Here is a 20987-nt window from a genome sequence, read left to right as displayed (position 1 = left end):
ACTAGCGCTTCTGTACACGTACAGAGCGGAATGCTAATAACTGTTCATGACTTGACCAGCCTGCTTTTTCCAGATTGGTTAGTGGTTCAATCTTACTTGTTAATAAATGGGTTGCGTGTTCCGCCGCAGTTTTTAATTGGCCCGCAATTAAAGTTTCTACATAGAGATATTCAGGAATATCAGGGTCATCTTGTAAGCCTGCACGAACTTCAACAATACCCAACTCATTAAAACGTTCAATCATTCGATGCATGACTTCAGCCGTATTGGCATCTTGGATTGCTCTTAACCAACTTTGTCTTTGATTAAAGGCGGCAATACGTTCTTCTCGAGGAAGCGTAGTGTTGATCACTTTCTGGTAATCTTGTTCAGTCAAAACGTGGTTTGGAACACGTGCAGCCCAGAATGTTGGAAGATAGGGATCAAAATCTGGATCATAGCCAGAACGACAGAATGCTGTATCGCCTTGCCATGGAATTGCCATCCAACGTGTGATACTGCCTGCTCGCTGTGCATATAAGGGACCATCAACTTGCTGAACTTTGACTGGTGTCATGGTGGCACCATAGTCTGGTTCGGGATCTTTATCATCACGTAAGCGGATTCTAAACGGCGAACTGTACATACTGGCATGACGCATTGGCCAAGTCATCTCACAGCCTGGATGGAAAGTATCAGCCAGACAATAGTGCAAGGCTGCTTGATCTAAGCTGCGTGGTTGATCAGACAGTGGAACTTGATCTAGAGATGACGGTGCTTCAATTTTTTCATTAGACCAGTCGTCAACAAAATTACCTTCAGCCCAACGACGGAGCAGTCCTTCCTGTAGCCCCGTCATGGTCAGCATATTTCTGGTTCCATTTTCTGAAAAACTACCAAACGCATCTCCGTAAATCCAAGGCCAGATATGTGGCCACTGTACAGGTTCAGCCACTATTGGCTTTGATGGTCTGAAACTATGGAAGATAGCACGGCGTAATTCAGTGTAGGGATCTGCTCCTGTTTTATCTTTGGGTTGATATGAAAGCTTAGCAAGCAATATTGGATTGTTAAAATCCATTGGGCAGCCTTTACCAAAGTATGCAGCAAAACCTTTATTGACCCATTGTAAACCGCCTAAACGTTTTAAAAGTGGCCATATATCTTTGGTAAATGATGGCTTTTCAGGCATGACCATCCAACCTGAATTGACATAGACATCACACATCAAATCGTACATGGTACGCCAACTTACCACATCTGGTGCATAGTTCGGCGGAGCGACCACCACCCAAGCGGATTCAACTGGGATTGCCAGACCATGAATCGAAACGGTTGCAGTCACTGGACCATCTGAGGTGTCATCATACCAGTCATCCGCATTATTAAAACTAGGTGGATGATCTGGATCATAGACAGCAGCATGGGTTGGTGATGCGGATTGACCATATCCACCCAAAAAGATGAGACGACCATTTTCATCGGTTTGAATTTCCCCTAAAGGAACGGTAACAGGCTGTTCGGCAGCAGCCTGAAAGGTACCTGTATCAAAACGATATGCTGCACCACCTGCAACATTACGACCCCGAATACTGCGTGGTCCAGGATCAATGGCAAGTTTGTGACGTTGTGGGGATTTAACTTTCTCGTTACGCAGCGTAAATGCATTATCTGCTGCATTTACGGCTTCTGGAATATCAAGCGCATACTGGAACTGATACCATTCAGCTTTGCGATTGGCGACATGAACGGTCCAGATAATATCAGCATTGTCTGGATTAAGCTCTCGAACCACTTCTCCAGCAGCATTGTAACCATAGATACGAAAACGGGCAGCTTGCCGCTTAATCGCACCTGTCTTATCTCGATAATAATTCGGTTGTTGAGTTAGGTTCGCAGGTGCGTCTACCACTTCAGGGCCAATAAAAAATTCATTCTCGCTATTGCCCACACGTGCAATTCCAATCGCTGGATGAATAGCGGCTCGAACAATCGTGCTATCAATACATGCAGCAGGTGAAATAATAGGGCGGGGTGTATCAGGCTCTCCTAGAGGTACGCCGTTTACATTACGTCTTAATTCAGCCGAAGCTGCGTATACCACACGTCGCGCCTCTGCAATTGAACCTACGGGAGTGTGTTCTGCAGTGACACGCCAAATATTCATGGATAAATTTTCACCATACTGGGCTTGCCCACGTGCAGCAATATCTTGAATAGGAATCACAATATCAGCGACATGAATTGGCGGGCTTAGATCTTCTGGCCAGACCACGGTCGCTTCATCAAGTGGCATCCGCTCAGGGTCTGTTCTAAGCTGAACCATAAAACGAAAACGAGCTGCTGAGGTTTTTAATCTCGAAATGAGATCATTGGCCAAATAAGATGGATCATTGGGTGAGTGGATGGGCGGATCAAGATAAAAGTCTGGTTCTAATTTGTATTTCACATATTCATTTTGACCGAATTGAAAGGGTAAACCACTCCAATACGGGGAAGATAAAACACTGGCAACGGGTTTTGCCATCGCATCCAGCAAGTCAGAAGTTTTTGGGTGCGCTTTTAGATAAGGATCATAATCACCGTCGACTACACCAGCTTTGGTAAATTCACACATATCTTTTGCAGTATCGACAAAAAAAGCATCAAAATTCTGCAGGAGGAAATCGAAGGTGCTTGCATCAGGATTCCCCAGTATTTTTGCCCCCTCTACATCAAAGAGTTTGATCCCAATACCAAGCGTAGATTTAAAGTCTGTATTTGTGGGTGTGGTATCTGATGAAAAGCGAATCCAAGTAGGATAACGTTTACCTAAATTGGAAAATAATCCAACACGTAACTTTTCAGGTAAATCACTGCGAATAATGAACTCAGCCGCGGCGATCCCATGTGGTTTCAGAAATACAGGGCGCATAGCAGGGCATTGGCCTTTGCCGATTCTTCCAGCTTGTACCATATCTACAAACATGGCTTTTAGTGAAGCAATTGGGTCCAGCGAGCAATCTACACAAGCAGTATTGTCTGTCGAATCGGATTTTAAATGATCCATTAGTTGTCCTTATTATTTTAAAGTGTTTTTATTTTCATCAACTAAGAAATTATAGAAAATATTTTCCCTGGTCAATATGTGTTCGCCAGAATGTATGAAATAATTAAGTGCGCTATTTTTATTAAACTGTTTTTTTAATTTTACTTATAGGTTGTTTTTTATTCAGGTGATAAGATTAAATAAGTTGTATTGATGTTAATTAAAACTAAACTGCAGTTTAGTTTTTTTAGTATTATGATGGAATCAAAATTTAGATAAAATATGTGAACTAATCTAGTTTAATGTTAATTAGTTCACATCTTTCCATATATTCTATTAACTAGTAGTAACTTGCAATAAGTACAGCATTCTTTTGATCTGGAAACTGCTCAAAGCTAATCTCAGTCATCATATTCTTTTGGGGTGAAGGACTTAAATCACTCAAGGAAATCGATTGAGTTTCAACCTTTTGACGTAACATGTTCAATTGCTGACATTCATTGGTTTGAAGCTGTTGCGAGCATGTATCTTCTACAATACTTCCATTCAACTGGATTGTGCTTGCAGCATAACTGACCGAAGCAAATGCCATTAATGATAAAAGTAGGGCAGATTTATAGATATTTTTATACATGATTATTGCCTTTTATAAATGTATTAAGTATTAATTAACATGAGTTTTATTATTAAGGCAATATTAAAATTAAATATTATTAAAATAGTTATTTAAAGTGTGATGCATTTATGGTTTTATTTTAAAATTGATAATTAATATATTTATTTAAATTTGTTAATTGCATCACATATTTTTATTTTAATGAGAAATTAAAAAACTGACTGGTTTGGTATGTATTATCTACTTGCTATCTTCTATTTTAAAATTCAAATACGGAACTTAGGTCTAAAATTACAATTGGAAATTATTCGATTTCTATTTTTTAGATAAGAAAGCCTAATCGTGTGATTAGGCTTTTGACTTTATACAATACAGGTTAAATGACATTACCACAGATGTCTGTTGTGCCTTGAGGGTAGCTGAATTGCAGAGCGTTGCGGTCAGTGATCAGCTCAGATGATAGTTCTTGTCCATCTAAATAGTTCGAATATATCCAAGGACTGCTAGAGATGTTAAAACTAAGATTTTCAAGTGCTGCTGGTAGGTTGGCTTGATAGCCTTGATCAACGCCATTAAAGATAAATCCTACCTGTTTTGTTAACTGGTTGATATAGATACCTAAACGTTGATAATTATTTGTATTACTGGTCACTTTCGTATTCTGGTAATGCTCAACTGTCGTAGGTCCAGTACCATCACTAAGTTGATATCTTAAAGAGTAAGTTAAATCAGGTGGGTTTTCCCCAAAATCTGGATCATATGTCCCTGACTGAAAGCCGAAGTCTGAGCGAATTGCATAGCCATTATTTGTGACTCCTGTAAGCAAAAATGAGGACATATAAGTAGAATCACCTGTAGGTGGTGGTGTTGGAATTTTTAGTTGCATTTCAAATGCAATAATTCCTGTTGTAGGGATGGGAAAATCACCATTGTTATTGGTTGAGTTAAGCTGGGCTTTACTCGTTGCGACATAGTTAACGTATGCATCTTCATCTATAGATGTAGAGCTAACGATGAAACCAAACCTTTGACCATCGATTTTAGGAAATTGTGTAATTGGCATATATCCGGGGTTTTGTAGGTTCCAAATATCATAATCTTGCTGTGTTGCATCGAAGTTATATTGGCATGTTTGTGCTTGGCTAGAACTACGTAAGCTAAAGTTGCTGGATGTGGTAGTTGTTGATTGACTATTGGCATTATTTTGTGAACTATTCTGATTGTCACCACAGCCGAGCAAGGCTAGGCTAAGTGCAAATATACTCAGTTTTTTCATTTGATTGTTCCTCTGTTGTGTTGTTTGCGGTTTATTATCGAAATTAAGAAAGGCGTCTTTTTAATAAATAAATTTTAAAAAATAATTACTTAGAGATATTCTGTTTTGAATTTTATAAAAAAAAGACCTCTCGTTTGGGAAGAGGTCTTATAAAAAGTTTAATCGTATTGGATTGTTACGGTTGCCATTGCGCGGACTTTACCCGCAGTGACATTGGTTGCGGTTTGATAATAGCGAGCAGTGAGTGGAACATTATATTGAACTGTTTGATTTGATTTCACAGTTCCTAGTTCTAACTTATTACCTAGACCAATCACTTGATTTTTATTTTGGTAATTCCATACAAGCTGTACACCAACACCATTTGCTTTAGTCGAATTGGGTTCAAGATTCTTTAAGACTTGAGTGTTATTACCTTCTTGTTGATAGTCAAAGGTTAGACTGATGAGGTTTTTTTCTTCATAGCCTGTTGGATTTTCGCCACCATTACAAAGAATATTGAGTTCAAAAGATTGTTCGCCCTGAGTTGAACCAACACCTTTAAAGCCTGACTTCATCACTGTTGGAAGCTGTACTGCTTTATTAATATCACCTCTCCATTCACATGACGAAGAAGCAATCGTAATCGCGTTACCGTAAACGGTACTGGTTAAGAAGGGGCGATCGCTTCTGTTTCCAGCATAGTAGGTACTATAAACACCCGGAACTAATGTTCCTGAGCCTGTATTTTCTGCTGTTTTCACAATCTCAACAACAAAATAGCCTTCGGCCAGCTTAATGCTAGTACTTGGTACTGGTCGAGTGTAAGGGTAATATCCAGAGAAATTTGTTGCATTAAATGCTTCTCGGTATAGACGAATTCCAATTCCAGGGATGTTGGTTGAATAGATATTATCGCCAAGTGGGCTAATTGCATAGTTTTGTAATAATCGTGCGACCATCATATCACTACGATTACAACTATAAGTTGTGTCTTTGTTGGGCCGAATCTCGAAAAGAGATTTAACCAAGACTTTACCAACAGGGTCACTTGGTCGAACCACGACACGTCCAACTTGCATAGAGACATCAATAGTGGTGAAGCCTGAGCTCGTTGAACAAGCTGCTTGAGCTGCTGTATTAACACCAAAGCCTGCCGCAATTAAAGCACTGCTTAAAAGTAATTTTTTCATTTGCATACGGCCTCAGTCATGATCATGCTTTGCTGATCGTTAGAAATTTGTGCTGTAACATCATAACTGAAGTGGCACTGTTCATTGGCTTCTTCACCCCATTTTACATACAAATCACCTTTTGGCTCTTGTGTACGTAAATACACCATACTGCCTTGCGCAACAATACCAACTGATTCATCTTTAGTATTAAATACTTGTGCAGCGAATGGTAAGCTTCCACCTGCGGCTGTTTTGGTGTTGATGTAAATGGCATAGCCTTTCTTGGTTGAGAAATCAACTTTAGCAATCGCACCAGCAAAAGGAGCAATACGTTGGCTGGTTTCTTCCAATTCAACATTGGTCGACATTTCTTGTGGGTCAAGTGTGATGTCATTTAAACGGTATGGTGTTACATAAGGGATCACAGCATAACCAGATTTATTTACACTGAGCCCAACAGTATTGTTAACTTTGGCACCAGCAGCATCTGGCGCATAGACCAGTACCATGGTTTGACCTTGTTCAGGACCAAACAAGATGCCTTTATCATGTGCAACAATACTACCGCTGACACTGAGCATCGCTTGCTGATATGAATCGGCAACGCTATAAGAGCCGCCCACAGTTGCAAAGTTAGTACGATAACGGCTGTTAACGTTGAAGCTTGGATTCTGTCTATCTTGATGAGATACCGATGCACCGTAGTTGAAACGATCACCGACCATACCACTCATACCGACAGTACGACTGTCTTGAGAAGCAGTTGCATTAATATTGGCAGAACTCTTTCTGAAATTAATTGGGAAAGAGAGCGTCATCAAATATTCAGTATCGCGAGTCTGGTTGTTTGATCCATATTCGATCTGACGATTAGTCGCAGAAAGGCCATAGGTTAAACCTTGATAGTTATTACTATAACCGACTTGGTATTGACGACTGGTTTCGTTACGGTTCCAGTAATCATTCCAAGAACCAACCATGTAAATATTACCCCAACCCTCAGGTAAGCCTTGGTTTAGTGTAATTTGGAATTCACTACGCTGCTTACCGACGGCAAAGGTATTTACACCTTTATCTTCAAGGTCACGAATGAGCAGGGCATCACGCAACTTATAATAATTCTCTGTCGAATAGCGATACGCTGCCAAGGTTAAGTTGGTATTGGTCGGCGAAATAAGTTTGCTATAACTGAGACGGAAACTTTGTCCTGATTGCGACCCTTGCTTGTCAAAATCAGTATTGGATTGGGTAATATCAAAAGACACTGCGCCAATAGGCGTTGCAACTGCCGCACCTAATAGTAAAGCACTATAGTCTTCTGCTAATTGAAAGCCTGTATAACCAGTCAAATAGTTATTCAGACCACGTTGATATTTACCCTGTGTTACCCAAGGCGTTAGATCAATATCGCGGTCACGGAATTCACCGGCTGTAACTGAGTAACGGCTCAGTCCAGGACGTAGCATTTGTACTACCGAAGCATAAGGAACAGCAAGTTTTTGAATTTCGCCATTTGATTCAATAATCGAAACTTCAAGCTCACCACCAAAACCCGTAGGGTAGAGGTCATTAATTTCAAAACTACCCGGCGCTACCGTGGTTTGATAAATTAACTGACCTTGTTGGCGAACCTCAACTTTAGCGTTGGTTTTGGCATTACCACGAATACGCGGTGCGTAACCCAGCATACTATTTGGTAGCATGCGGTCATCGCTAGAAAAATCCAAACCACGGTAGCCAAATGAGTCAAATAATTCACCATTGGTAAAACTATCACCTAAGGTCAAGACCCCACGATACTGCGGGAAAGCACGTTGTAAATAGGTGCTTGTCGACTCGTAGTTCGATTTTTTGTTGTTGTTTGAATCGAGTTCGCTTTGCGCGCCATCTTGCCATTGCCATTGGCCGTTATGACGAAGTTGCCAACCCGCAATGTTTGCACCTGCTGTGATTGCCATAAAGGCATTGGTTGTTTCTTTGTTTTCATTTAAGCGGTTAAAGGTTTTATAGGCACTACCGCTATAAGATAAGAATCCAGCATTAACACCGCGATCCCAGATACTTGGGTCAACATAGCCTTGTGCATTTTTTTGCAATGCAATTTGTGGAATCGAAATATCAACACGCAAACGTGAAGTATCGAAATCATAATAAGCGTTTTCGATCCACTCTTCGATTTTGTAACATGCATTTGGCGCATTTGACTCGGTACGGTTCACAAGAACGTCTTGTTTTACGCCGTATTCAAGTAATGAGCTTGAGGTGAAGCAGGTGAAGGCATTTTTATTTTGTTCCGCCGAACGGAACATCATTCTTCTTTTACCAAACCAGTTCCCATTGATATAAACGTCAACGTTATATTCACCTGGTAAAACAGGGTTGCCATATTTAAAACGAGAAATATCTACTTTTTGTGCATCACCGATTAAGAAAACAGAGTCAAATTCTGCTTCCATTGGTGGGGCTTGTTCTGCTGTCTGTTCTACTGCATAAACAGCCATAGGCATCGTCACTGTGATCACCCCAGAAGTAAGGTAATAACATATACGACGCTTCAAGAATTTAGCTGTTGCATTTTTCTTTGACATAATCCGTTCGCCTATTCAATGATAGGTACAAAATCATTTATTGATTTGAAATAAAGTTGTTTGTTATTGAAGCTTGATCTGGTGTTCGATACGACCACCGTAATCGTTGATGCTTACATAGCTCAACTTCTCAGTACTACCTGTTTTCAATTGGATTTTGTCCTCTGAAAAAGGTGACAGCATTAGACCTTTAGGCAGTAGGTCAACTGGCTTTCCTGCATTTTGTTGATAAACCGCAGTCATGGTGACGTGAAACGGCGTTGGATTTTTTACAATAAGCGTTTGTCCACTTTTAACCCATTGCAATTTTTCACCAGCGAGATTGGCATCAGTTTTAATGCTTGCTGGACGATAGAAAAATTTAATGCGTGAACGGATAGCAAGCTGTAAAAAATTATCAGGCGCAGCGTCTTTGCTATTTGCTGTTGGTCTTGGTGGAATATCCAAAACGTTCAGCCAAAAAACAGTTTCTTGTTTTTGATCTAACTGAGCTGCATTGGGTAATGCAGTAATACGAAGAGATTGGCTCTTCGTTGGATCTACACGCGAAATCGGCGGGGTAATCATGAATGGAACTTTAGACTGGTCGGGTGTGCTTTTAGCATCACCTTCATCAATCCATGCCTGAACCAAAGAGGGTTTAGAACCATTGTTACTCACTTGCAAAGTTACTTCACGAGCATCAGATGGATAAATAACGCGAGTACCATGCAAGATAATTTCTGCATGTGTTTGACTTGCGATTAATGCCGATGACATCGTTAAACCAAGCAAAAAATTGTAACCGTTCAGTGCCATTTAAATTTACTCTATGATTGCGTGAAGTTTACAACTGCGAATTTCTAGTGACCTAGAAATTCGCATAGTTTATCAATAGATTATTGATAAATAATAGTGTACTGAACTGAAGTGTTTACTTCACCAGCAGTAGAAGCACCAGTTGCATAGTATTCAGCATAGTAGTTAAGGTCAGCAGTACCGCCTTCTACAACGTCAACCCATTGAGAGTTCGCTTGAGCACCATTGCTACCAGCAGCAAGAACTGGGATTACTTGGTTGTTGTTACCTAATAATTGAACATCAACGTTTTTAGCACCACCAGCGTTTTGGTTAAGTAAACGGCCAGTATTGAAATCAACAGTAGCACCTGGTTCGAAGTAAGTTGCAACTTTACCTTCTGAACAGTTACCTAAGTTAATTTGGAATGGTGTACGACCAGCAACATCACCTGCATTAGCAAGAGTTTGTTTAGAAACAGTTGGAAGCGTTACAGTAAAGTCTTTACCAGCTGGAGTCACGATGTCACAAGTTTTGTCTGTTACTAGACCATTAATTGTAATCGTTCCGTCAGCAGCTTGAGCGTTAGCGATACCTACAACTGAAAGAGCAGCGATCAAAGCAAGTTTTTTCATAATAATTTCTCGAACACATCGGCTAAAAGTTTGAATTAAAATTACTTCTCAGTTGAATATTTGCGCTGAACAAGTAATGTGCGAAATATATATCAGTAGGTATTGAAATTGCAAACTGCATCACACTTTTGTTATGGTTTTTGATCTAAATTTCCGATCATAAATAAGTTATTGATATGAGGAACTTTTATTTTTGATAAAACTTATTTTACCAGTCGGTTTGTTTAATATTGCTTAAGACTGATTGTTTTTTCCTTTTATAAAAAATAGGCTTTTTGGTTGTTTTTTGATCAAAAGTACACAAATTCTATATTTTTATGTGATTTGCTTAACAAAATAGAAAAAAATAATTTAGATGAATAATCAAGTTTTTAGAGCGCTTATTAGCCATCTTAACAAAAAGCTCAACGTTCTTTTAAGAATCTTTTAAGGTTCAATCCTTACTTTTTTAGTCATGATTAGATGAAAAAAACACCGTAAAGGAGCTTTCAATGAACATGCTTTATACCCACAAACCGAACTATTATTTCTTTGCACACAAGTTTGTCTTATTCCTAGAGAGTTATTTAAAAAGCCATCCTACGGAGCAGCAGACAAGCTTTAATTTGCAAACGATCTATGATTTATTCAGTCATGATCGTGCCTCAAGTACCACCAATCTAGAAGGTATTTTAAATATCGCAGATGAATATGTACTTGAAACGGATGAGGGCCAGCAGTCATTGATTCAGTCTTATCACGTACATTTAGACAATCATGTATTAACCTTGGAGTTTAATCTCAAGGCTGTGGCAAGCTTAAAAGCAGGTCAAGTGATCGTTAGTCCGCAAGCAGCTTAAGCATTTAAATATTTTCAGAGTTTATGCACTTAGTAAGTAATGTCCTTTACTAAGTGTTTTTTTAACAGGCTGCGTTAATGTCATTGATCCGTTATGATGGACTGATCAGTTGAAAATATACATAGCACTATGGATAAGGACTTTAAGTCAGAAACCTATACGGTAGATGAACGTATCACTGACACCATTCTATGGTTAATGCAGCATCAAGACATTTTTGATTCGTTTCATTTTGATGTACATAGCCAAGAATTGTCAGTCACACATGCAGCAGGGGTTGATATCATCCGTGTTGGAATGTTTTTAAATGCCAAGTATGGCATTTTGGTGACATCAATTTAATCATATCTAAAAAAGCCTTGTCAGATGACAAGGCTTTTTTTGTTTATGCACTCATGGCATCGACAGAGAGTTCTGCAACCGACGGTTTTGGTTTTTCTGCAGTCAATCCTAATTTGGCAAATAAGACCTGATCCTTACCTTCACCTGCATTTGGCGTCGTAAGTAATTTTTCACCAGAGAAGAGTGAATTTGCACCCGCCATAAAGGCAAGCGCTTGGTCTGAGTCACTTAAAGACTCGCGACCGGCTGAAAGACGAATATAACTATGAGGCATAATGATACGTGCGACTGCAATCGTGCGAATCCATTCAGTCACATCTAATTTTTCAACATTTGCCAAAGGTGTTCCTTCGATTGGAACCAGCATGTTAATCGGTACTGATTCTGGATGCACTGGCATAGTCGCAAGTTCATGTAATAAGCCGATGCGGTCATTACGACTTTCACCTAATCCCACAATACCGCCGCTGCATACTTTCATGCCCGCTTGGCGAACATGATCTAAAGTATCAAGACGGTCATCGAAAGTACGAGTGCTGATGATATGTGAATAGTATTCACGAGATGTATCAAGGTTATGGTTGTAATAGTCTAAACCTGCATCTTTTAAACGTTCAGCTTGAGATTGGTTTAACATCCCTAAAGTCATACAAGTTTCTAGACCGAGTGCTTTTACTTCACGCACCATTTCTAATACATAAGGCATATCACGTTCATGCGGGTTACGCCAAGCAGCGCCCATACAGAAACGTGATGAACCAGATTCTTTTGCTGCAAGTGCTTCACGAATAACTTTATCAACGGCTATACGCTTTTCTGCTTCTAACTTAGAGTCGTAACGAGCAGATTGTGAACAATACTTACAATCTTCAGGACATTTACCTGTTTTGATTGAAAGTAGTGTGCTGACCTGAACCGAATTCGCTTGGAAGTGCTGACGGTGAACGCCTTGTGCTTCAAATACTAAGTCTAGAAAAGGTTGGTCATATAAAGCTTGGATTTCATCACGAGTCCAGTCATTACGTAAAGTCATTGTTATATCCATGATGATTGATTACAGACATTGAGATTCATCATACAGAAATCGTGCCAAAGCCAAAGGGCAAAAAACATCATTTTTCTATTCAGTGTACTTTTATTTGCTGCAATTGCTGTTGAATTGCCCAATCAATATGTACATTGACGATCTCATCGTGCAGCGTTTTTGCATCTTGCAATTGCGTTACGATCTCGGCTGAGTATGGAGCATTTCCTAGACCGATTGCAATATTACGCTTAAAGGATTGGTAGCCTGTACGGCGGATTGGGCTACCCTCTGTATTGGCTAAGAACGTTGCCTCATCCCATTGCCAAATCTCTAGCAAGCTGATGTCATCTAAGTTATGTCTTGGGTCAAAGTCTGGAATTGAAGCCTTTTTAGCAAAGCTATTCCAAGGACAAATCAACTGACAATCATCACAGCCAAAGATGCGGTTGCCGATACCTGAACGTAACTCTTCAGGAATGATGCCTTTATATTCAATGGTTAAGTATGCAATACACTTTCTGGCATCTAACATATAAGGTTCAACAATTGCCTGGGTGGGGCAAATGTCGATACAGGCTGTACATGACCCACAATGCGCGCTAGCAGGCTGATCAAAGGGCAGATCAAGAGAGGTGAACAGTTCACCTAAAACGAAAAAAGAACCTGATTTTTTATGAATCAATAAGGTGTGTTTACCCGTCCACCCCATACCCGCACTTTCAGCCAATGATTTTTCAAAGATTGGGGCTGAATCAGCAAAAGGGCGTGATTCAAAATCGCCCACTTTTTCTTTAATACGAGTCGCTAAAGTCTTTAAGCGTCCACGCATGACTTTATGATAGTCACGACCACGTGCATAGCGCGCAATAATGGCCGAGTTGGGTTCAAATGGTACATAACGGGGCTTCGGTGATGCCACAAGATAGTTCATACGCACACAAATAATGCTTTTTGTGCCAGGAACGAGCAAGGTTGGATCAGCGCGTTTTTCCAAGTTTTCTTCTAAATAGTGCATATCTGCATGATAACCACGTTCTAAATATTCCTTAAAACGCGGCATTTGATCTTGAGCATCTGGTTTGGCAATGACACAATCAGCAAAGCCCAAGTCTAAAGCCTGTGCTTTGATCCAGTCTTTTAATGCTTGCGGGTCAAGTTGTAGTAACTTGATTTTATCAGGCATTTTCTGTGACTGTGTTTGAGATGGTGTGCTTGAAGCCATAAAACGAGAATAAGGAAAAAAACATGCAAGCTGTAGTTTACCATAGCCAAAGTATCCAAGCATGGGAGCAGCGTTGGTTTGCTCAGCAAAATTCATCTTTAGGGCTCATGCAGCAAGCGGCTTGGACAATTACACAACAGTTAATGCAACAATTTCAGCAAAATAAGATTCAAAAGATCGCAGTTTGGTGCGGACAAGGCAATAATGCTGGCGATGGCTATTATATTGCTGCATTTCTGAAGCAACAGGGATTTAACATCACTGTATTTGCATCTGAACTCGGTCAATCAGTAGATTTAAAACAAGCAGCTGATTATGCGCAGTCTTTTCAAGTCGATATTCAAAGTATTGATTATCTGTTGTCAGAAAGCGCAGTTCATCAAGAACTTCCCATTTTTGATTGTCATATTGATGCTTTATTTGGCATTGGTCTCAATCGAGCACTTGATCAAAAGTGGCAAGAGATTATCCAACTTTATAATTTGCAAACTGGTTTAAAAGTATCAATCGATATCCCGAGTGGCTTACAGGCCAATACAGGACAAACGTTGCCGTGTGCGGTACAAGCCGATCAAACCTTTACCATTCTGGGCTATAAAGCAGGTTTGTTTACGGGTCAAGCTAAGCAATATGTGGGAAAACTACATTTGCTGAGTTTGATTCCTGTTGACCCAGAGTTAAAACCACTTGCCTATCTGTCACCCGAAAAAATCGCATTACCCAAGCGTCAAGCTTTTGGGCATAAAGGCAGCTATGGTCATGTATTGGTTGTAGGTGGACATGCCGATATGGGAGGTGCAGTCATTATGGCTGCTGAAGCTGCGTTTCATGCAGGGGCAGGCAAAGTCAGTGTGATCTGTCATGCTAAACATCATCAGGCCATTTTGGCACGTTCACCAAATATTATGGTGCGAGACATTAATGCTTTAGATCAACAAACCATTCAACAGCTATTAACACAGGTGGATGCAGTCTGTTTTGGGATGGGCTTAGGAAGAGATGAATGGGCAGAGCAGATATATTTGCAATGGCTTGATTTACTCAAGCAAAACTCTCATTTAGAGGTTGTGCTTGATGCCGATGGCTTGTGGTTTCTGGCCAAGCATCCGCAACAATTAAACCAGCATCTCTATGCAACGCCACATTCAGGTGAGGCCGCAACACTCTTGGGGTGTACAGCTGCGGATATAGAACACGACCGTATCGCTGCAATTTATCAGTTACAACAAAAATATGCTGGACGGTGGGTGTTAAAAGGCGCAGGTAGTTTAATTTTAGAAGAGCAATTATTTATCTGTACACAAGGTAATGCGGGCATGGGTACTGGTGGAATGGGAGATGTACTGGCAGGCATGATTGCCAGTTTAAAAGCTCAATTTCATCAACAGATTGCTTTGCATGAGATCGTCAGCTTACATGCGCAGGCAGGTGATCTGCTGGCTAAGAAGGGTATGCGAGGATTGCAAGCACATGATATGGGGAAAATGATTTATGTCGTGGTGAATCAAAACGATTAACGGCGTCTGGTACTCGCACGACTGCGCCCACGAGCCATACCCCCTAAAGCATTGAGCACGGCCATTTTGCTCATACTACCAGAAGCATGGGCATGACAAATTGCAGCGGCAAGGGCATCGGCGGCATCGGACTGTGGCTTAATGGTCAAATTGAGTAGACGCATCACCATCATTTGAACTTGTTCTTTATCTGCAGCACCGTAACCGACAACTGACTGTTTAATCTGGCGAGCGGTGTATTCTGCAACCTGTAAGTCTAAATTGACCAAGGCCGCAATTGCTGCACCGCGCGCCTGACCAAGTTTTAAAGCCGAATCGGGGTTTTGTGCCATAAACACTTGCTCGACTGCTGCTTCCGTTGGGCCATGAAATTTAACAATCCGTTCGACACCCGCAAAAATACGTTTTAAACGTTCAGGCATACCTTGAGTTTCAGTACGAATGGTTCCTGCATCAACAAACCGCAGCTTATTGCCATCTTTTTCGATAATTCCATAACCTGTTAAGCGTGAACCAGGGTCAATACCAATAATTAATGACATGAAGCACTATAAAAATAAAAGATTGGCAATATTGTTACATAATGGACTTTTTACTGCATAATTTTTTTGTAGTATTTTGAATTATAAGAAAATAGTTGATTTATTGAACGATTCATTAAATCACACTTAAAAAAATTAAAATTGAAGCATGATCTGAGTGCAATCTATAGGAGTATGGAAAAGTCGTAAAAATGATCGATTTGTACTTAATTTAGGCATTAAGAAGGAAATTATGTGATTTTTCTAAAAAAAATTTGCATTGTGGGGGAGATGGGCGTATAAAGCATCTCATTGATCAGATGTGATGATCAAATGTTGATGCGGGATGGAGCAGTCTGGTAGCTCGTCGGGCTCATAACCCGAAGGTCGTTGGTTCAAATCCAGCTCCCGCTACCACTTTAAAAGTTAATTGAATATTAGCTCTGTGATTATTGAATTGTTGTCTACTTAAGAAATTAGACAGCAAAAAGTTAGCTGAAATAACCCTAAAGAAAGCTAAAAATTATTAGATTCTAGAATTGTAGTTATCCTCTCTCAATTAATCTAGCGTTATAGTAAATCCAAATCGATCACTTGAGCTCAGGAATGAGTGATTTTGTGTTGAAAATTATTAATGAATGGCGTGTAGCCAAAGCCATAAATGGCAATGAGATTTGTGTGCAAATCATCCCTTTAAAGCGTCAGCAAAACACGTTGAACGGCTTTAAATGGGTGGAAGTAGGAAAGAAAGTACTGTTGGAATCGGGTCAGGAAATTGACTTTAATCTAGACGGGAAAAGTTTCTATACCGATGTTAATCAACTTTATCGATTGACATAAATGGTTTACATACTTGTAGTATCTATTTAATACAGATAGATTGTATTAAATCATAATGTAAAAGTTATGGTTTAATTCATAAATGAACAAAGTTTAAAAGGTTTAAAGGTATGTCTGATACAGTTACTGGTACTGTTAAGTGGTTCAACGAAACTAAAGGTTTTGGTTTTATTCAAGCTGACTCTGGCGAAGACGTTTTTGCTCATTTCAGCGAAATCCAAAGCAAGGGCTTCAAAGTATTGAATGAAGGCCAACGCGTTTCGTTTGTTCTTGGTCAAGGTAAAAAAGGACCACAAGCAACTCTAATTACTGTTATCTAATTACTTTAGACCAGTGAAAAAAAAGCTCACACTCTGTGGGCTTTTTTTGTACCTTAAAAAATGCTCATGAATGATGGATATTTGTGAGCATATGGAAATGAAATAATATGTTAAAAATTTATATAAAAAGCAGAATTTTGAATGTTAAATAAAATGAAGTTTTTTAACTATATGAATATTAAAATAAAAAAATATTAATCTTTACTCGGTTTTGCAGAAATGCATGCTTAAAAACATCATTTAAGCCAGCTGTAAAAGATAGAGATTGCGTGAAAAATGTAAAGTCGTGTATAGTAAAACTGACTAGAAGAATAACACTGTTGATTCAGAAAATCTTTGATCTCGTAGTTTTAGACAAACCTTTCGTTTTATCAGATTTCCTTTCAAAGTTTATGATTCCAAGTTGCTCGCTGCTAAGCGCCCCAATTTTTTAAATATAGGTTTAAGTATATGTCTGATACAGTTACTGGTACTGTTAAGTGGTTTAACGAAACTAAAGGTTTTGGCTTTATTCATGCAGATTCTGGACAAGATGTTTTTGCTCATTTCAGTGAAATTCAAAGCTCTGGCTTCAAAGTTCTAAAAGAAGGTCAACGCGTTTCATTTATTTTAGGTGAAGGTAAGAAAGGACCTCAAGCAACCCAAATTACTGTGATCCAATAATCTTAGATCAGTAAATAAAAAAAGCTCACGATTGATGGGCTTTTTTTATGGCAATCTTTTGAGCATACGTTCCTTTACATAATTCGGTTTATTTTTAAATTTTTTAAATAAACTGTCACTTTTTGTCATAAATTAACCATCTGGTTGAAAAATTGCACTAGTCAGATATAAGACTTTTTGCTAATTTATTCTTGTTAATTTATTAGGCAAATTAACAAGTGTGGTACATTTAATGAGCGTTAAAGTTATGGAAAACTTGGAGCCGTATGCTCAAGGGTTTGAGCAAGAAGTTCATGTACATTGTAAAAGATCTTTAGGGACGTTGTTATTCAGCTTTGTCGTCTTGATTGCAACCAGCCTATAAGAAAGAAAAGCACCTTCGGGTGCTTTTTTAATGCTCACTCCTCAGTTTTATTTCGACTTTGGTGTATTTCATTGTTGGCTAGATTTATAAAACAATAAATAGAAAGATTTAGGTAAATAACCTATCAAAAATATTGAAAGATTCTGGTTTTATTGCTCATTTTTTTTGCGATAAACTATAGCAATTAATCAGTAAGAAATTGTTTTAGGTGAATTACAAATGTATAGCGGTATAAACAAGCCAGCGCATTTAGATGATGTTGTTTTTAAAGAAAGTAAAGCATATAAAAATTCGAATGAGTGGAGCTGGGTAAATCCGAAACATGGTCAGTTTGATCATCCTGCAAACTATTATGAAAGTTCCTTAGCGGATTGGCATTGTTTTGATGCGCTCAATTCGGATCAAACCTGTGATGTCGTTGTGATCGGTGGCGGATTATTGGGTGCTTCAGCGGCATTGCATTTGGCTGAACAAGGTGTGGATACCATTTTGGTTGAAAAGAACCGAATTGGTTCAGCTGCTTCAGGCCGAAATGGAGGGCAGCTTACGCCTGGCTTAGCCCGTTGGGAAGCCGAGGAGATGATTAAGCGCTTTAGCTATGAAGATGCTAAAAAACTTTGGCATTTTACGTCGACAGAAGCGATGTCTTTAATTGATCATATCGCAGAAAAATATGCTGTTAACTTAGCACGTAAACGTGGACATATTACCGCTGCTGTACATGAAGGACATTTGATTGCTTTGACTCAAGGTGCAGATGCTCGGAAGTATTTGGGCGAAGATCATACACAGGTTGTTGGTGAATACGAACTTAAGGCTTTAATCAAATCTGATCTTTATAAGGGTGGCTTGGTTGATGACTTAGGTGGCCATATTCATCCACTGGCACTTAACCGCGCCTTAGTACACGGCTTCTGCCAGAATGGCGGGCAGGTGTTTGAACAAACGGAAGTGTTATCAATCACTGAGCAAGCTGATGGTGTTTATGTACAGACAGCATCGGGTATAATAAAAGCACGTAAAAGTGTGGTCATTGCAGTACATCATAATGCATTTAAACTACTTCCAGAGAAGAAGCAAACAGCCATCCCATTTCATACCTACATTGCCGTTACTGCACCTTTACAACTGCCATTAATAGATTTGTTGCCACAAGACCATCCTGTTTATGACACGCAATTACAGATTGATTACTATCGTGGAGTTTCCAAAAATCGTTTGCTATTCGGTGGGCAAGGAACAGGAACAAGTTGGTCTGCTGCTAAGATGAATCAGTACTTGCTTGGGCGTATTCACAAAGTTTTCCCTCAACTGGAGACTGTTGAGATGGATTTCTGTTGGAGTGGGGTCAGTGATTTGACCATGAATGGCGCGACAGATAACCGTAAGTTTGGAAATAAGTATCCAATTTATGCAGTACATGGTTGGAGTGGACATGGTGTGGCGCAAACGGTACGAATTGGAAAAGCAATTGCAGACGATTTTTCTGGTGCAAATGCAGATTATGCAATGCTCACCAAAATTCAGCACAGCGATATCTTATTTGGTCGTTTATTGGCTCCGCTAGCGATCCCAATGTCTAAAGGGTGGTATGGTATAACAGGAATGCTGAATCCTGGAAAAATGGTATCGTTCTAATCTGCGTTCTTATTTGGAAAAAATGTCTCTTCAATATGAGACATTTTTTCTAGTCTCTAATGAAAAAAGTTGTATAAAGCATGGCCTGATCGAAAGCTATGACAACTGACTGATTAGGCTGTATTTTATTCTATATATGAATAAATATAATATGTTAGGCTAAATAAAAAGGATGAAGTCCATGGATGTTATACAAGTTAAAGATTTTTCAGCGGCGACGGGGTACACGCAGGCCATTATGGAAATGGATGAGTGGATCCATACTCGACCTTATTTTTATCTCATTAAAGAGCATTACTTGGTCGATGAGGCGATTCGATTGGAGTTTATTGTTATTCAGTAATCGAGATGAGTATTTTAAAGGGAGATTCGGTTTTGGATTATTATGCAAAAGTAGATGCATTCTGGGGGAGTGTGAATATTGCTGATGAAAATAAATTCACTTATTTGATGGAAATGTTTGAGCGTGGCGTTCATCAAAGTGATACCGATATGCTTGAGTTTGTGGCTGATTTGGCATTTAAGATAGAAAATCAAGAGATCAAGGTTTCGGTTTTAAATCATTTGTTATTGTTAGATGGGCATTACCAGCATCAAATGATAACAAAAGAGCTGCAAGATCTTGCCCATCCATCAAGTGTGGCTAGTATTGCAAAAGTTCTTGAGCAGGGTTTTAAGCGGTTTGAATATACGGCTTCTGATGATGGGGTCATCACAAAATGGTTTAGTCATGCCTTGGCAGATATTGGCACTGAAGAAGCGATCGCTTTAATAAGGCAGCATGCACAAAGCGAAAATGAAGAAATAGCTCAGGAGATGAAATACCGCTTAAGGCGGATAACAGATAAACAATATGGTAGTCTGATAAACAAACCGAAAATGAATGTATTTAATAGGTTTGTGAGTACTTTTAAAAAATTATAAATTAGAGTGTATCGGTTTGCTTCCTGTTTCAAATCATAGACATAATAATCTAAACTATTTTGTTATCTTTGCTTTTTACTTTATCAGAATTCAAATCATGAAAAAGATCTTACTTTTAGGTGCAATTGTAGCCTCATTGGCAGCGTGTTCAGCAACACCAAATAAAGAGATGACGCCACCAAAAATTGGTATGGCAAACCCTGCGAGCAAATATTGTGTAGAGCAGGGTGGTCAGTTAGAAATTAAAAATGAAGCCAATGGTCAGGTTGGATACTGTAAGTTACCCAATGGTCAAGTGGTCGAAGAGTGGGAGTTATTCCGCGCAAACCAGCCGAAATGCCTGGCAGATGAAGCGACGAAGCTCATTGGTCAGTCTGGATTAAGCGAAGATCAAATCAAACAGAAAACCAAATCAGAGATTGTTCGCAGTGTTGGACCAAACCAGCCTGTCACCATGGATTATCGTGAAAATCGTGTGACGGTAACGATTGACCCTCAGTCTAAGAAGATTACTCAAGCAACGTGTGGTTAATCATTAAAGGCTGTTTAGGCTCTCAATTAGATCAAATTTAATTGGGAGCTTTTTTATACAAGCTATCACATTGGACTTGATAAATTGAGAAATGTACCCATCAATTAGTTTATTGAGTTTATTTTATTTGTTGTGTCAGGATTGATTGTTCAAGATTGCACAAGGTTTTAATTTTCGAGATTTGA

The 20987-nt window shown here is 39.3% G+C and carries 21 protein-coding genes and 1 tRNA gene; 12 read left to right on the top strand and 10 right to left on the bottom strand.

Translation table 11 applies throughout. The features are described from left to right. Position 1: 1 nt before the first annotated feature. The 7 genes from F957_RS10440 to F957_RS10470 form a co-directional block, all read right to left on the bottom strand. A complete protein-coding gene (locus F957_RS10440; RefSeq protein ID WP_016540442.1) occupies positions 2-3028 on the bottom strand; it encodes a LodA/GoxA family CTQ-dependent oxidase in 3027 nt (1008 codons plus the stop codon). 319 nt (positions 3029-3347) lie between these two features. Further along, on the bottom strand, positions 3348-3641 hold the full coding sequence (locus F957_RS10445) for a hypothetical protein (RefSeq protein ID WP_016540441.1): 294 nt from the start codon (positions 3639-3641) through the stop codon (positions 3348-3350). Positions 3642-3999: 358 nt separating this feature from the next. Then, complete coding sequence (locus tag F957_RS10450; RefSeq protein ID WP_016540440.1) at positions 4000-4899, bottom strand: DUF4882 family protein; 900 nt, start codon at positions 4897-4899, stop codon at positions 4000-4002. 158 nt (positions 4900-5057) lie between these two features. Further along, positions 5058-6071, bottom strand: a complete 1014-nt coding sequence (locus F957_RS10455; protein WP_016660347.1) for a fimbrial protein — start codon at positions 6069-6071, stop codon at positions 5058-5060. Then, positions 6068-8641 (bottom strand): fimbria/pilus outer membrane usher protein, encoded by a 2574-nt coding sequence (locus F957_RS10460; RefSeq protein ID WP_016540438.1) that lies wholly within the window; start codon positions 8639-8641, stop codon positions 6068-6070. The genes F957_RS10455 and F957_RS10460 overlap by 4 nt, the downstream gene beginning before the upstream one ends. Before the next feature lie 63 nt (positions 8642-8704). Next, positions 8705-9439 carry a fimbrial biogenesis chaperone gene (locus tag F957_RS10465; RefSeq protein WP_016540437.1) on the bottom strand — a complete coding sequence of 245 codons (735 nt, stop codon included), beginning with the start codon at positions 9437-9439 and terminating at the stop codon, positions 8705-8707. A gap of 80 nt (positions 9440-9519) precedes the next feature. Next, the gene (locus tag F957_RS10470; RefSeq protein ID WP_004653088.1) at positions 9520-10053 is read right to left on the bottom strand and encodes a fimbrial protein; all 534 of its coding nucleotides are present in this window, start codon (positions 10051-10053) and stop codon (positions 9520-9522) included. A 491-nt stretch (positions 10054-10544) separates the two neighbouring features. Here F957_RS10470 and F957_RS10475 point away from each other — a divergent pair, with 491 nt between their 5' ends. Further along, positions 10545-10892, top strand: coding sequence for a hypothetical protein (locus F957_RS10475; protein WP_016540436.1), 348 nt, complete (start codon positions 10545-10547; stop codon positions 10890-10892). 129 nt (positions 10893-11021) lie between these two features. After that, positions 11022-11234 (top strand): hypothetical protein, encoded by a 213-nt coding sequence (locus F957_RS10480; protein ID WP_016540435.1) that lies wholly within the window; start codon positions 11022-11024, stop codon positions 11232-11234. A gap of 43 nt (positions 11235-11277) precedes the next feature. On the opposite strand, the gene bioB is transcribed toward F957_RS10480, so the two are convergent. Both bioB and queG read right to left on the bottom strand, forming a co-directional pair. Continuing rightward, positions 11278-12267: a biotin synthase BioB gene (gene bioB, locus F957_RS10485; RefSeq protein ID WP_016540434.1), complete on the bottom strand. Its 990-nt coding sequence runs from the start codon at positions 12265-12267 to the stop codon at positions 11278-11280. 91 nt (positions 12268-12358) lie between these two features. Beyond that, positions 12359-13483 (bottom strand): tRNA epoxyqueuosine(34) reductase QueG, encoded by a 1125-nt coding sequence (queG, locus tag F957_RS10490; protein ID WP_016540433.1) that lies wholly within the window; start codon positions 13481-13483, stop codon positions 12359-12361. Positions 13484-13506: 23 nt separating this feature from the next. Here queG and F957_RS10495 point away from each other — a divergent pair, with 23 nt between their 5' ends. Continuing rightward, a complete protein-coding gene (locus F957_RS10495; RefSeq protein ID WP_016540432.1) occupies positions 13507-15000 on the top strand; it encodes a bifunctional ADP-dependent NAD(P)H-hydrate dehydratase/NAD(P)H-hydrate epimerase in 1494 nt (497 codons plus the stop codon). On the opposite strand, the gene ruvC is transcribed toward F957_RS10495, so the two are convergent. Continuing rightward, on the bottom strand, positions 14997-15542 hold the full coding sequence (gene ruvC, locus F957_RS10500) for a crossover junction endodeoxyribonuclease RuvC (RefSeq protein ID WP_016540431.1): 546 nt from the start codon (positions 15540-15542) through the stop codon (positions 14997-14999). The two genes, F957_RS10495 and ruvC, sit on opposite strands and share 4 nt — an antisense overlap. A 319-nt stretch (positions 15543-15861) precedes the next feature. On the opposite strand from ruvC, the gene F957_RS10505 reads away from it, so the two are divergent. From F957_RS10505 to F957_RS10535, 9 genes are all read left to right on the top strand, one after another. Continuing rightward, positions 15862-15938: transfer RNA gene (locus F957_RS10505), tRNA-Met, on the top strand. 189 nt (positions 15939-16127) lie between these two features. Further along, a complete protein-coding gene (locus F957_RS10510) occupies positions 16128-16361 on the top strand; it encodes a hypothetical protein (RefSeq protein ID WP_016540430.1) in 234 nt (77 codons plus the stop codon). Between the two features lie 110 nt (positions 16362-16471). Further along, positions 16472-16681 carry a cold-shock protein gene (locus tag F957_RS10515; protein ID WP_004653101.1) on the top strand — a complete coding sequence of 70 codons (210 nt, stop codon included), beginning with the start codon at positions 16472-16474 and terminating at the stop codon, positions 16679-16681. A 450-nt stretch (positions 16682-17131) separates the two neighbouring features. Next, the gene (locus F957_RS10520) at positions 17132-17344 is read left to right on the top strand and encodes a cold-shock protein (RefSeq protein ID WP_004653102.1); all 213 of its coding nucleotides are present in this window, start codon (positions 17132-17134) and stop codon (positions 17342-17344) included. A gap of 232 nt (positions 17345-17576) precedes the next feature. After that, positions 17577-17708 (top strand): hypothetical protein, encoded by a 132-nt coding sequence (locus F957_RS22055; protein WP_262758204.1) that lies wholly within the window; start codon positions 17577-17579, stop codon positions 17706-17708. A 219-nt stretch (positions 17709-17927) separates the two neighbouring features. After that, positions 17928-19346, top strand: coding sequence for an NAD(P)/FAD-dependent oxidoreductase (locus F957_RS10525; RefSeq protein WP_016540429.1), 1419 nt, complete (start codon positions 17928-17930; stop codon positions 19344-19346). 181 nt (positions 19347-19527) lie between these two features. After that, positions 19528-19689 carry a hypothetical protein gene (locus F957_RS21630; protein WP_016540428.1) on the top strand — a complete coding sequence of 54 codons (162 nt, stop codon included), beginning with the start codon at positions 19528-19530 and terminating at the stop codon, positions 19687-19689. Positions 19690-19694: 5 nt separating this feature from the next. Continuing rightward, positions 19695-20270: a hypothetical protein gene (locus F957_RS10530; RefSeq protein ID WP_016660345.1), complete on the top strand. Its 576-nt coding sequence runs from the start codon at positions 19695-19697 to the stop codon at positions 20268-20270. 97 nt (positions 20271-20367) lie between these two features. Beyond that, positions 20368-20802, top strand: a complete 435-nt coding sequence (locus tag F957_RS10535) for a putative hemolysin (protein WP_016540426.1) — start codon at positions 20368-20370, stop codon at positions 20800-20802. Positions 20803-20987: the final 185 nt, after the last annotated feature.

It is taken from the genome of Acinetobacter gyllenbergii CIP 110306 = MTCC 11365, from assembly GCF_000413855.1.
Classification (GTDB): domain Bacteria; phylum Pseudomonadota; class Gammaproteobacteria; order Pseudomonadales; family Moraxellaceae; genus Acinetobacter; species Acinetobacter gyllenbergii.
Note: the sequence above shows the minus strand (reverse complement) of the source record. Positions and strands in the feature narration are given on the sequence as shown.

Bases quoted from the DNA above. Each gene is read 5' to 3' on its own strand.
- F957_RS10480 (WP_016540435.1), top strand. From the start codon at position 11,022: ATGGATAAGGACTTTAAGTCAGAAACCTATACGGTAGATGAACGTATC.
- F957_RS21630 (WP_016540428.1), top strand. From the start codon at position 19,528: ATGGATGTTATACAAGTTAAAGATTTTTCAGCGGCGACGGGGTACACG.
- F957_RS10440 (WP_016540442.1), bottom strand. From the start codon at position 3,028: ATGGATCATTTAAAATCCGATTCGACAGACAATACTGCTTGTGTAGAT.
- F957_RS10470 (WP_004653088.1), bottom strand. From the start codon at position 10,053: ATGAAAAAACTTGCTTTGATCGCTGCTCTTTCAGTTGTAGGTATCGCT.
- queG (WP_016540433.1), bottom strand. From the start codon at position 13,483: ATGGCTTCAAGCACACCATCTCAAACACAGTCACAGAAAATGCCTGAT.
- F957_RS10515 (WP_004653101.1), top strand. From the start codon at position 16,472: ATGTCTGATACAGTTACTGGTACTGTTAAGTGGTTCAACGAAACTAAA.
- F957_RS10520 (WP_004653102.1), top strand. From the start codon at position 17,132: ATGTCTGATACAGTTACTGGTACTGTTAAGTGGTTTAACGAAACTAAA.
- F957_RS10475 (WP_016540436.1), top strand. From the start codon at position 10,545: ATGAACATGCTTTATACCCACAAACCGAACTATTATTTCTTTGCACAC.
- ruvC (WP_016540431.1), bottom strand. From the start codon at position 15,542: ATGTCATTAATTATTGGTATTGACCCTGGTTCACGCTTAACAGGTTAT.
- F957_RS10450 (WP_016540440.1), bottom strand. From the start codon at position 4,899: ATGAAAAAACTGAGTATATTTGCACTTAGCCTAGCCTTGCTCGGCTGT.
- F957_RS10510 (WP_016540430.1), top strand. From the start codon at position 16,128: ATGAGTGATTTTGTGTTGAAAATTATTAATGAATGGCGTGTAGCCAAA.
- F957_RS10465 (WP_016540437.1), bottom strand. From the start codon at position 9,439: ATGGCACTGAACGGTTACAATTTTTTGCTTGGTTTAACGATGTCATCG.
- F957_RS10530 (WP_016660345.1), top strand. From the start codon at position 19,695: ATGAGTATTTTAAAGGGAGATTCGGTTTTGGATTATTATGCAAAAGTA.
- F957_RS10535 (WP_016540426.1), top strand. From the start codon at position 20,368: ATGAAAAAGATCTTACTTTTAGGTGCAATTGTAGCCTCATTGGCAGCG.
- F957_RS22055 (WP_262758204.1), top strand. From the start codon at position 17,577: ATGAGCGTTAAAGTTATGGAAAACTTGGAGCCGTATGCTCAAGGGTTT.
- F957_RS10525 (WP_016540429.1), top strand. From the start codon at position 17,928: ATGTATAGCGGTATAAACAAGCCAGCGCATTTAGATGATGTTGTTTTT.
- F957_RS10455 (WP_016660347.1), bottom strand. From the start codon at position 6,071: ATGAAAAAATTACTTTTAAGCAGTGCTTTAATTGCGGCAGGCTTTGGT.
- F957_RS10460 (WP_016540438.1), bottom strand. From the start codon at position 8,641: ATGTCAAAGAAAAATGCAACAGCTAAATTCTTGAAGCGTCGTATATGT.
- bioB (WP_016540434.1), bottom strand. From the start codon at position 12,267: ATGACTTTACGTAATGACTGGACTCGTGATGAAATCCAAGCTTTATAT.
- F957_RS10445 (WP_016540441.1), bottom strand. From the start codon at position 3,641: ATGTATAAAAATATCTATAAATCTGCCCTACTTTTATCATTAATGGCA.
- F957_RS10495 (WP_016540432.1), top strand. From the start codon at position 13,507: ATGCAAGCTGTAGTTTACCATAGCCAAAGTATCCAAGCATGGGAGCAG.